Annotated in this window: 8 protein-coding genes; 5 read left to right on the forward strand and 3 right to left on the reverse strand. The window is 33.6% G+C overall.

The features are described 5' to 3' along the window. Nucleotides 1-52: 52 nt before the first annotated feature. Genes EPU_RS11685 through rpsA form a run of 3 tightly spaced genes read right to left on the reverse strand, consistent with a single transcriptional unit; the run spans nt 53 to nt 4,908 of the window. Entirely contained in the window at nt 53-2,608 is a 2,556-nt protein-coding gene (locus tag EPU_RS11685; protein WP_044149654.1) for a translation factor GTPase family protein, read from the reverse strand. After that, entirely contained in the window at nt 2,608-3,741 is a 1,134-nt protein-coding gene (locus tag EPU_RS05890) for a hypothetical protein (RefSeq protein WP_010167580.1), read from the reverse strand. Before EPU_RS05890 ends, EPU_RS11685 begins: the two co-directional genes overlap by 1 nt. 45 nt (nt 3,742-3,786) lie before the next feature. Then, nucleotides 3,787-4,908: a 30S ribosomal protein S1 gene (gene rpsA / locus EPU_RS05895; protein WP_029488109.1), complete on the reverse strand. Its 1,122-nt coding sequence runs from the start codon at nt 4,906-4,908 to the stop codon at nt 3,787-3,789. Nucleotides 4,909-5,164: 256 nt separating this feature from the next. Between rpsA and nrdD the strand changes: the two genes are divergently transcribed. The 5 genes from nrdD to EPU_RS11695 all read left to right on the forward strand — a co-directional run bounded on the left by nrdD (nt 5,165) and on the right by EPU_RS11695 (nt 12,321). Continuing rightward, nucleotides 5,165-7,288: an anaerobic ribonucleoside-triphosphate reductase gene (gene nrdD / locus EPU_RS05900; protein ID WP_010167582.1), complete on the forward strand. Its 2,124-nt coding sequence runs from the start codon at nt 5,165-5,167 to the stop codon at nt 7,286-7,288. Between the two features lie 82 nt (nt 7,289-7,370). Then, entirely contained in the window at nt 7,371-7,928 is a 558-nt protein-coding gene (gene efp, locus EPU_RS05905; RefSeq protein ID WP_010167583.1) for an elongation factor P, read from the forward strand. A 51-nt stretch (nt 7,929-7,979) separates the two neighbouring features. After that, the gene (locus tag EPU_RS05910; protein WP_010167584.1) at nt 7,980-9,983 is read left to right on the forward strand and encodes a cell division protein FtsA; all 2,004 of its coding nucleotides are present in this window, start codon (nt 7,980-7,982) and stop codon (nt 9,981-9,983) included. A 22-nt stretch (nt 9,984-10,005) separates the two neighbouring features. Then, nucleotides 10,006-11,652, forward strand: a complete 1,647-nt coding sequence (locus EPU_RS12680; protein WP_198006403.1) for a putative polysaccharide biosynthesis protein — start codon at nt 10,006-10,008, stop codon at nt 11,650-11,652. 336 nt (nt 11,653-11,988) lie between these two features. Then, nucleotides 11,989-12,321, forward strand: coding sequence for a hypothetical protein (locus tag EPU_RS11695; RefSeq protein ID WP_010167591.1), 333 nt, complete (start codon nt 11,989-11,991; stop codon nt 12,319-12,321). Nucleotides 12,322-12,341 lie beyond the last annotated feature (20 nt).

Below are 12,341 nucleotides of genomic sequence, written 5' to 3' on the forward strand. Positions count from 1 at the left end.
TCGCTGTTTTTATTATCAAAAAAAGTATGACTAGTGAATTAGCCATACTTAGTTACAAAAGTAAATCTCCAAAACCAAAATTTTTTTCCATTCGATTTGTGGTTAGATATTCATCTAACAGCTCATTGCTTTCCAATTGCATACATGCTCTAAAAATTTTAGCAGACATTACATTGGCGCCTTTGCCAATGATGATCAATTGCTCTAAGTGGTCGGAAGTTACAACGGTAATTCTGGCCTCTTTTACATTTTGATGAACAAATCTTTCGATATAATGGTCGGCGGTTTGCGCTTCTTTAGTAAATACTACATAGATATTGTGATATTTTTCCATGGTCTCAACGCCGCCCTTAACCTTGTATGCATCAAAGACAGCAATTATCTCGCATCTTTTTAGGGCTTGGTAGTTGGTAAGTTCGTCGAGTAACGCTATTCTGGCACTGTCAAGATTTTTATTCATTAATTCTCGAAAATCGGTGTGAGCAAAGATGACGTTATATGCATCGACAAGTATATACTCTTTCTTCTTAGCAAATTTATATTCTACCGCTTTGATTTCTTTTTTCTCTTTTGGTTCAATAACTTTTTTCCAGCTACGCTTTTTTTCTGTATTTGCGGTAGCCCTATTTATTATTTGATCTATTTCCTCTGCAGAAATACTATATTGTTCATACGAAGAAGATTTTTTCTCCGCTGTTTGTTCTAAATGCATATAGTCAAATACTTGATCCCAAGGTACCATAAATCCAGCTCCGTGTGAGCAAAATACGGAATATGCAGGGTTGGCTAGATCTGCATCTGCATTGTATGCGGCATTAGCAATGATTTCAGCTGAGTTATGTGCYTTATTGAAAGTACCAATTTCAAACGAAATGGACCCTAATCCTCGAGTATATGCTATAAGCTCTTTTTGATACCCTGCAATAGTACTAATAGGTGCTTGTCCTGTGATTATTGCAGTTTGATTTTCTATATTGGAAACAGAGCCTGCACCATAAAATCTTTCGATATCGTTTAACGCACGACCAAGATTTGCTTCGGGTAGATGAATTACAAAATTATAATAGGGTTCTAATATAAGGGAATCTACTTGTTTTAGGGCTTGTCGGAGAGCTCGTCGGGTAGCTTCTTTAAAGTCATTGGGAGAGGTGTGTTTTTTGTGTGAAATTCCTGCTAAAAGAGTAATTTTAATATCTGTTAAAGAGTATCCAGCCAACATTCCTCTATGTTCATTATTTTTGAGATAAGAAATAATTTGTTGCTGATAATTTTTTTCTAAATTTTCGGATGCACATGCATTATGAATTACAATTCCGGTACCAGTTGGTTGAGGTTCGAGCTTAAGCATCACTTCTGCATAATGGCGTAGTGGTTCGTAATGACCGACCCCAACTGCCTCGTTTTGAATAGTTTCTTTGTATACAACTGTTCCTTCTAAAAATGTAACGGATACATTAAATCGTTCCTTAATGATGCTTGTTAAAACTTCAATTTGCACCTCGCCCATAATTTTGGCTTCTATCTCCTTAATATCTTCACGCCAAATTATGTTAAGCATGGGTTCTTCTTGGTTTAATTGCTGTAGATATTCGTATAAAACTTTAATATTTGTTTCGTCTGTTGCAACAATTTTATAATTTAGTACGGGTTCAATTTTGGTGCTGTATTCTAAGCTTTCGCCGAATGTATCTCCCGCTTTGGTTTTGCTTAGGCCTAATACAGAGCAAACGTCGCCCGCAGCTACTTCGGTTGCAGTTTTATATCCACCAGATTCATATATTCGAATTTCGGTAATTTTTTCCACTAAATCTCGATACGATATAATTTCACGAACTTTTAAATGTCCGCCAATAACCTTAAGATGTGTAAGTCGATTTCCTTGTGGATCAAATGTAATTTTAAATACTTTGGCAGCAAAACACTCTGCATATGTCGGTGTAATCATATATTTTACCATTAAATCCAAAAACTCTCGAATGCCAGACAGCTTTAACGCAGAGCCAAAACATACGGGAAACACTTTGCGAGTGGCAATTAAATTTATTATCTGTGCCGTAGTTAATTTTGTAGTTTCGAGATATTTTTCGAGCGTGAGATCATCGCAAACTGCTACATTTTCTAAAAAATCTGTAGCAGTCTCGTCAAATGATACGCAATTGTCACTTATATCATTGTGAAGTAATTCTAGGATAGCGGCCTTGTCAGTATCCGCCTGATCCATTTTGTTAATAAAAATAAAGGTCGGTACGTTATATTTAGATAGCAACTTGGCTAAAGTTCGCGTATGTCCCTTTATCCCGTCGGTAGCACTAATTATTAAGATAGCATAATCGAGTACAAACAGTGTTCGCTCCATCTCCGATGCAAAGTCCACATGGCCTGGAGTATCTAATAATATAAAGGATAAATTTTGGTACTCAAATTGAGCTTGCTTAGAAAAAATAGTTATTCCACGACTTTTTTCCAAGTCATGCGAATCAAAAAAGGCATCTTTTTTATCCACTCTACCAGCAGTTTTAATTTTACCGCTTTCAAATAACAACCCTTCGGCTAAAGTGGTTTTGCCAGAGTCTACGTGTGCTACTAAGCCTATAGTTATTTTCTTCATTACACAGATGCCTCTTGGTCAAGTTCTTCGTTAATCCATTTATAAAATTCGCCCATTTTATCTTTAATAGTATCTTCATATTCTTCTTGAGTGCCATAATTCATAAGTGTGGCATACAACTCTTGCTCATATTCTTTCATTTTGGTGATTTGAGTTTTTATGGAATCCATTTCAGATACCATGTTTTTAGCTTCTTCTAACTTGTAAGGATTAAGTACCCATTCTTCGATAGTATTGATATACCTAATAGGTACTTCGTTGATTCTAAGAGTATCCTTAATTTTTTGTTCGGAAACTTGAAGCGTTTGCACGTGTTGCTGATAATTTCTTTCATGCCCTTTATTTTTGAGATATTTAGTAAAATAGTTATCTAATTGTTCTACATTATTAATTCCTAGTTTTTTATATTGGTAATCTAAATATTGTTGCTGCGTGAAATAATGAATCTGAAACTTTTGTATATATTTAGCAGCTTTTTTTTGAAGGATCTCATTTCGAACTAATTCTCTTTCCAGTCTTTCCTTAGAAAAAATCAAAAAAAGTACAAAYCCCATAAATGCTATTGAAATCATGCTCATATACACCCAAACACTCTCGCGAATTATTTGCATTAATGTGAAGGTTATTATAAGGCTGAGACCAAGTAATGTAAGGAAAAACATTCCAATTTTTTCTAAAGCTTCATATCCTACTAGCAGTGCTTCGCGGTCAATAACTAGATTATCTTTTTCAATGCGCAAATATTCTATGTTAGTTTTATATTTTGATGCTAAAGTAGATACTTCTTTTAATTCGTTTTGTAACACTGGAATTTCGCTTTCGTATGCTTCCATTTTGGACAATGCAGGATTATTTTTTATTAATCTAGTATTCAGCTTATTTTTTTCATCAGTACTATCTTTGTATCGTCCGGCTAATATCGTTAAATTGTTTTTGACACTTCTATCAAGAGATAAATACTCTTTTAAAGGTTCTTCCAAAGGGTATATGTTTTCCAATATTTTCTCTTGCTTCTTGATTTTTATAGCATTGGATCGCAGGCTAGTGAATAAACTGTCAATATCTAGATCATTAAAATTATTTTGATATGTTTCTTTATTTTTAGATAAGCCGATTTTTTTTAACCAACCCAATAGTTCTCCTCCTTAAAAAGGAGCTACGTCGGTAGCTCCGTTTAATTATGCCATATACATTTTCTTGGTTTCTGGATCTATCTCATCTAAGGCTGCAATTAAACTCAAACTGATTCTTTTTTCGGCCTTGTCTATTTTGATTATTTTTACTTCTACTTCTTGACCAGAAGTTAACACATCTTGAGGTTTTGTCGGGCGAGGGGTGCTAATTTGAGAGATATGAATTAAGCCTTCCACACCGTCTGCTATGCGCACAAATGCACCAAATAGGGCAAATCGAGTAACAATCCCTTTAACTAGTTGGCCTTCCTCCAAATTTGCAACCGTATTTTCCCAAGGATCATTGTTGATATCCTTAAGAGCCAGAGCAATTTTGCCGTTTTCTCTATCTATAGAAATAATACTAACTTCTACTTCTTGTCCTTCTTGAACAATATCTTTGGGGTGTTTAATTCTACTCCAAGACAGATCCGAATTGTGAATTAGTCCTTCTATTCCATCTAAATCTACAAAAGCACCATAATTCATAAGTTTGGTAATTTTGCCAATATATTTTTCGCCTTCTTGCAGTTGATCCAAACGAGCTTGCCTTTTTTCGAGGCGTCTTTGTTTAGCAAGAGCTTTTCCGGAAACAATTAATTTGCGTTTTTGTGGTACAAATTCAATGATTTGAACATCAATACTTTTACCTACGTAGCTGTGTAAATCCTCTACGTATGTATCTGTAATTTGAGAACCAGGAATAAACGCACGGACGCCTTTTATGCTAGTTGTTAAACCGCCTTTAATAACGTCTTTTAGTTTTACAGTTACAATTTCTTTATTTTTAAACATCTTTTCGATGTCATCATAAGATTTTTCGTTTTCTACTTTCTTTTTTGAAATCAAAACATTGCCATCACCATCATCTAAACGTAAAATACTAACGTTAAATTCATCGCCAATCTTAACTTCTGATTTGTCAAATTCTCTGTTGCTATATTCTCGCCAAGGGAGATAAGCATCTGTGTGGTAACCAATACTTGCRATAATTCCATTTTCTTCCACTACTTGAACTGTGGCTTTGCGTATATCACCTCTATGAATTTTTGCCATGGTTTTGTCAACCTCTGACATAAAATCGGCCATAGTTAGGTCATCTTCGATTACTTCTTCGTCGTGTAACATTTAAAGTCCTCCTTGAAACATTATTTGTTCATTATACTCATTTTAAAAAAAAAATATAGCTTAAACTAATCTTTTTTTATTTATTTTCTATTTTGCCCCATATAGCTCAGAAATATAACAACAACTCAAAATTGATTCGATTATTTTCTAATAGTATGCATATTTTACCATAAAAGTCAATACTTTAATTTTATAGAACTTAGTTATACAATAGTATTTGTATTAATTTTTGATAACAAGGAAAGAGGGTTTTTCTGTGGATGTAATTAAAAGAGATGGTCAAGTAGTACAGTTTGATGAAGGTAAAATTTATAATGCTATTGTTAAAGCAATGAGATTTGGGAGTGGCATGGTAAATCTTGAGATTGCAAAAAAAATAGCTTTTGAGATAAAAGAAAAATTTTTGCAAACACCAAAGGTAATCCCGACAATTTTCCAAATTGAGACAGAAGTTTACTTGAAATTGATAGATAATAATCATCAAATTACTGCAAAGTCATATGAGGGATATCGAGCCATACAAGCCTTCAAGCGTGAAACTAATACGACCGACAATAGTATACTAAGCATTATAGCTCTCACCAACGAAGAAGTTATGAATGAAAATTCGAATAAAAATGCTATGATGGCTTCAACTCAAAGAGATTTGATAGCTGGAGAAGTTTCTAAAGATATCTCAAGAAGGAAAAAACTTCCAACTAGAATTGTTCAAGCACATGATGATGGCATATTGCATTTTCATGATTTAGATTATTTTATGCAGTCAATTTTCAATTGTTGTTTAATTAATATTAAAGATATGTTAGATAATGGTACAGTGATAAATAAAAGAATGATAGAGTCTCCAAAAAGTTTTCAGGTTGCATGTACGGTTATGACACAGATAATAGCACAAGTGGCTAGCAGTCAGTATGGTGGGCAATCAGTAGATGTTAGGCATTTAGGAAAATATTTGAGGAGAAGTCGAAATAAATATTATGAGCTTTTAAAAGATAGTATAGCAGATGAAGAAGCACTGAAAAAATCAGTTGATATTCTCACCGCCAAAGAGCTTTCTAGTGGCGTCCAAACAATTCAATTCCAAATCAATACCTTGATGACAACAAACGGTCAAAGTCCTTTTGTAACACTGTTTTTAGATTTAGATATAGAAGATGAATATGCAGATGAAATTGCACTCATAATTGAAGAAATCTTAAAGCAACGTTATGAAGGAATCAAAAATCAAAAAGGAATTTTTACCACTCCCGCATTTCCAAAACTTATTTATGTTTTATATGATTACAATAATTTAACTGGCGGAAAATATGACTATGTTACAGAAACAGCTATAAAATGTAGCGCTAGACGGTTGTATCCAGATTATATATCTTCTAAAAAAATGAAAGAAATCTATGAAGGACAAATTTTTTCATGCATGGGATGCCGAAGCTTCTTATCACCTTGGAAAAACGAAGAAGGCAACTATAAATTTGAAGGGCGATTTAATCAGGGCGTTGTAAGTTTAAATTTGCCACAAATAGGAATAATAGCACGTAATAATGAAGAAATGTTCTGGAATCTATTAGATAATCGATTGGATTTATGTTTTCAAGCATTGATGTGTAGGCATAACGCTTTAAAAGGTACGCTCTCAGACGAGTCACCTATTCATTGGCAACATGGGGCAATAGCAAGGCTCAAAGATGGAGAACTAATAGATCCATTGCTAATGGATGGATATTCTACAATATCTTTAGGATATATAGGATTATACGAAGTGACTATGCTAATGCGTGGAGTTAGTCACACATCTGAAGAAGGAGAAAAATTCGCATTAAAGTTAATGAATTATTTACAAGCGACTGTGGATAGATGGAAACAAGAAACAGGACTGGGATTTGGGTTATATGGATCTCCAGCAGAATCATTATGTTATAGATTTGCAAAAATAGATATGGCTAAATTTGGTAATATTGAAAATATAACAGATAAGGGTTATTATACCAATAGCTATCATGTAGATGTGCGCGAAGAAATAGATGCATTTAGAAAATTGGACTTTGAAAGTCAGTTTCAGGGAATCTCAACAGGTGGATGCATTTCATATATAGAAATATCAAATATGTTAAATAATTTAGAGGCGCTTAGACAAATGATCAGATATATTTATGATCATATTCAGTATGCAGAATTTAATACAAAATCTGATTGCTGCCATGTGTGCAATTTTGAAGGAGAAATTTGTATTAATAGTGACTTAAATTGGGAATGTCCAAACTGTGGAAATACTGACCATAATAAAATGAATGTAATAAGAAGAACTTGTGGTTACTTGGGTGATAACTTTTGGAACAATGGCAAAACCAAAGAAATAAAAAGTAGAGTATTGCATTTATAAATATTTTTCCTCTAGGGGCGTTGAAAAATTTTGTAAAGTAGGTTAAACTGGCTATAAAACGTTATTTAGGAGGAAAAAACAAATGATATCAGCAGGAGATTTTAAAAACGGTGTAACAATTGAAGTGGATGGAAATTTATGTCAAATCATAGAATTTCAACATGTTAAACCAGGAAAAGGTGCCGCATTTGTGCGCTGTAAAGTGAGAAACGTAAAGACAGGTGGAGTAATTGAACGTACTTTTAGACCTTCAGAGAAAGTGCCAAGAGCACATATAGATAGAAAGGATATGCAGTACTTGTATCAAGACGGTGAGTTGTGCCACTTTATGGACAATGAAACTTATGAGCAAATTGCGGTTAACACCAAAGATGCCGAAGGAAGCCTTAAGTTTGTGAAAGAAAACGAAATGGTAAAAGTTTTATCTCACGAAGGTAAAGTTTTTGGAATTGAACCACCAATAAATGTGGATCTCGAAATTACAGAAACAGAGCCTGGAATCAAAGGTGATACAGCCCAAGGTGCGACAAAGCCGGCCATTGTAGAAACAGGAGCTCGAGTTATGGTTCCTCTATTCATTGAGCAAGGTGAGAAAATTAGAATTGATACTAGAACCGGTGAATATATGGGACGCGCCTAACAATCATGGAGACACGCTGGTCGTGTCTTTTTTTAATTTAACCAGAAAGGGATGATTACTATCAATCCAGATAATCAAGACTTAATTTTTGGACTCGATATTGGTACAAGAACTATTATAGGGATTGTAGGTTATAGACGAGATAATAAATTTGTTGTCGTAAAAAGTGCTATCAAAGAACACGAAGAAAGAGCAATGATAGATGGGCAAGTACACGATGTTTCTAAAGTTGCATACACCGTTAGATGCGTTAAGAATGAAATAGAAAAAGCTATTGGAAAAACTTTAACTACTGTATCTATCGCAGCGGCAGGGAGAGTATTAAATACTCAGGTTGTAGAGGTAAAAAAAGAATATGATGAGACTATCTTATTTACTAAGGCATACGTAGATGAATTAGAACTTTTTGCACTAGAAATCGCAAAGAAAAATTTAGAAAAAGAAATTAATGATGGAAGTGAAAACTATGATTGTGTAGGATATTCTATAGTTAATTATATTTTAGAAGGACAAGAGATAGCACAATTGGAAGGACAGAGCGGAAGATTAGCAAGTGTGAAGCTGTTAGCTACATTTTTGCCAAAGGTTGTTATGGAGAGTCTAAAAGAGGTAACGAGACGTGTGGGACTAACTGTTACACACTCGACATTGGAGCCTATTGCAGCTATAACGGCAATCATTCCGCCAAATTTACGAGCATTGAATTTAGCATTGGTTGATGTCGGAGCAGGAACTAGTGATATAGCAATTACAAAAGCTGGCTCTGTTTTGAGCTATGGCATGATTCCTTTTGCAGGTGATGAGATCACAGAAGCAATTGCGCAAAAATATCTTCTCGATTTTAATGTGGCAGATAAAGTGAAAAGAGACATTTCATCATCTGATAATATTGAGTTTAATGACATAATTGGCAGAGTATATAAAGTTAGTAGAAAAGAGATTTTAACACTGATTGCTCCGTTAGTAGAAAACTTAGCAACTTTGATTGCTGACAAGTTGATAGATCTTAATGGAGGAGCACCACCGAGAGTAATCTTTTGTATTGGTGGAGGAGCACAAGTTGTAGGATTAATTGAAAAAATAGCTGAAAAAGCGGCAATAAATGAAGAATATGTAACTCTTAGAAGCGGAGAACAAGTGGACAGTATAATTGATGAAAAAAAAGAAGTGAGTGGTCCGCAAGTTATAACCCCATATGGAATTTGTCTTGTAGGAGCAACTGAAAAAAGCGATAGATGGATTAAGTGTAAATTTAATGGAGAAGATTTAGAATTAATAGATAATAGAAAAGTAGTGATAATGGATGCTCTTGTGGCCAAAGACTTTAAATACGAATCTTTATTTCCAGCAAAAGGAAATGATTTAGCGTTTACACTCAATGAAAAAGAAATATTGATAAAAGGCGATGTAGGAAATGCTGGAGAAATCTGGTTAAATGGTAAGATTACGAGCTTAGATGCCGAAATAAAATCTGGAGATAAAATTCAGGTAATAGCAGGCAAAAAGGGAAAAGATGCGACCTGTACTATAGGAGATTATCTGGAAGATTCGATTATTGTATATATAGAAGAAAATGAAATTCCACTACCAATTTTCTTAAAAAATGGTGATATATTAAATCCAGAGTATATCATTCAATCAGGGGACGATATTATAAGTATAGGACGTAGCGATATCAAAAAACTTGTGAATATGTTTATGGGTTCTGTTACTGATAAATTTTATGTTAATGGAGAAATAGCAGAAGATGGATATATTTTAGAAGATAGTGATATAATTACTACAAAGGGTTTTTTTGAAAACAAGCAAGAACCAGTAATAAAAGAGGTTTTAGAAATAGATACAGGCGGAACAACTTTAGATGTTAAGGTAAATGGTAAGCCAGTGCGGTTGCGTGGATTAAACGAATATATGTTTGTTAATATTTTTGACTTTATAGATTTTGATTTGAATGCTAGACGAGGAAATGTAGCATTGAGATTAAATGGTGGAGATGTTTCTTTTACTCAACTACTTAAAAGTGGAGATGATATTGAAATTTTCTGGCAATCGTAGGTTTGGCGGAACGGGGGAAATAATGAAACAAACGATTCTAAAAGGGGCAGCTATTTTGGCGGTTGCTTCTTTTGTAAGTAAAATAATAGGGATGTTATATAAAATTCCTATTACAAATTTGATAGGAGACCAGGGGAATGCTTTGTATGCYAGCGCATATAATATATATGTTTTAATAATTACAMTGACGGCTATTGGTATGCCAACTRCAATATCAAAACTTGTATCCGAGAGACGTTCAGTAGGCGCAAATAGAGAAGCACACCGGGTTTATCAAATTGCATTGGTGTATGGGTTTATAATATCTATTATATTAGCTGCGATGCTCTGGTTTGGTGCAGAATTAATAGCGACATTGATGAAAAATRAGGATCTGGCTATGCCGCTAAGAGCATTAAGCCCTACTTGTGTAATTGTTACTATTATGGCAGTAACGAGGGGATATTTACAAGGAATACAAGATATGACTCCGACTGCTATTTCTCAAGTGGTAGAACAAGTTTTTAATGCGATATTTAGTATTATATTAGCATTTGTATTTGTGGAATTTGGAGTGGTAGCCGCGGCGACAGGAAGTACACTTGGTACAGGGATTGGTGCAATATGTGGTTTGATCATTATTTTATTTATTTATGTTAAAATAAGGCCAACACTTAATATTAAAAAAAATGATAATTCTGTTTTTAAGAATGAGTCTCGTCGTAAGATTTTAAATTCAATTTTAATTACTATAATTCCAATTGTACTTAGTACATCAATTTTTGCCATCATAACAAATATAGATACACTAATGTTGAATACTTATTTACCTCATTTGATAGAGGAAATTTTGGCAACAAAAACAGCYGGAGCTATAGATGTAACCAACAGCTCCGCTATGACTGTTCACGAAATTACCAATAGCCTAACAGGACAATATTTAGGTAAGTATCTAACGTTGATCAATGTACCTGTGGCCGTTATTTTGACCATTTCTATGGCAGCAACACCATCAATAGCAAGTAGCGTGGCCAAACGTGAATACCAAATCGCAAAAGAAAAAATGAATATGATCTTAAAAATAGGAATGTTAATAGCCGCACCAGCAACAGTAGGTTTAACAATTTTTAGTGCCCCCATAATGGAAACATTATATCAAAGTTCGCCAGATGGCCATAAACTTTTGTTATATGGAAGCGTATCGATTATATTTATTGCACTTGCACAGTTGACAACCGGGATTTTGCAAGGAATTAGCTTGCAGATAGTAGCAACCAAAAATGCGTTAGTGGCTTGTGTTGCCAAAGTAGCTTGTAATTTTATATTCTTGCAATTTTCGGCCATTAATATTTATGCCGTGGTATATAGTACAACAATATGTTATATAATTTTTGCCATATTAAATTTATCTTATTTAAAACAGAAAACAGGATTTAGATTAAAATATGAATCTATGGTAGTAAGACCTCTATTGGCGGCGGCTTGGATGGGATTGTTTTCCAGAATTATATATAATATAGTGTATATGATAAGTGAAAAAACAGTGCTAGCTTTAACAATAGCAGTTATATCAGCAATGGTTTTATATTTGATTATTGGAATTTTGGTTAAAGCAATTACTATTGAAGACTTGAAAAACATCCCCGGCGGAAAGAAGGTTGTCCCTATTGCAAAGAAAATTATACGTTGAAACATTAGAAAATAGTTCACTCATTTTAAAATGACGCATATACTAATTATATAACTTTATTTAATAACGAGATTTAGGATATATTTTTATAGCTAGTCACTAAAGAAATACCTACTTACAAGTAGCAGTTATGAAATAGATCGCATAATTTTTATATTTGATCTAAAATCTCGTTTTCATTATAGATTATCGTAGTAAATTATATGTAGTTATGGCTTGGCTAATGAATACTTTTAATAAAAAATTTAGGGGGACTGTTCGAATGAGCAGTCTTTTTGGATTCATAATTTTATGTAATAATGGATATAATAAAAGAAAAAGCAAAGGGGATGCGTAATGGGATTGGAAACTGTTTTGATGCAATTTATACTGATTATATTTTTTGTTGGAATCATTAATAGTTTGATAGGATTTTTTAAATTGAGAAAGGTGTTGAAAGATAATCAAAATAACCCAAATGTGACGGGGATTGCTATTGTAAATGGTAAAATAGAAGTAATAGAAAAAGAAACAATGCCAAAAAATGAATCAATACAAGTTAAGGCGTATTGCTGTAATAAACTTATAAACAAAGAAGACGCTTATAGATTATTTGTAGGTGGAACTGAATATTATTTTTGTTCTTGGGAATGCGAAGAAAAATTTAAAAAAACACTTTCTAACTTATAGCCTGCCTTGGTCGTAGGCTT

This window comes from Candidatus Epulonipiscium viviparus, assembly GCF_000171335.1.
GTDB classification, from domain to species: Bacteria; Bacillota; Clostridia; order Lachnospirales; family Cellulosilyticaceae; genus Epulonipiscioides; species Epulonipiscioides viviparus.

Coding starts and splice junctions, on each gene's coding strand:
- efp (WP_010167583.1), top strand. CDS start 7,371: ATGATATCAGCAGGAGATTTTAAAAACGGTGTAACAATTGAAGTGGAT.
- EPU_RS05910 (WP_010167584.1), top strand. CDS start 7,980: ATGATTACTATCAATCCAGATAATCAAGACTTAATTTTTGGACTCGAT.
- EPU_RS11695 (WP_010167591.1), top strand. CDS start 11,989: ATGGGATTGGAAACTGTTTTGATGCAATTTATACTGATTATATTTTTT.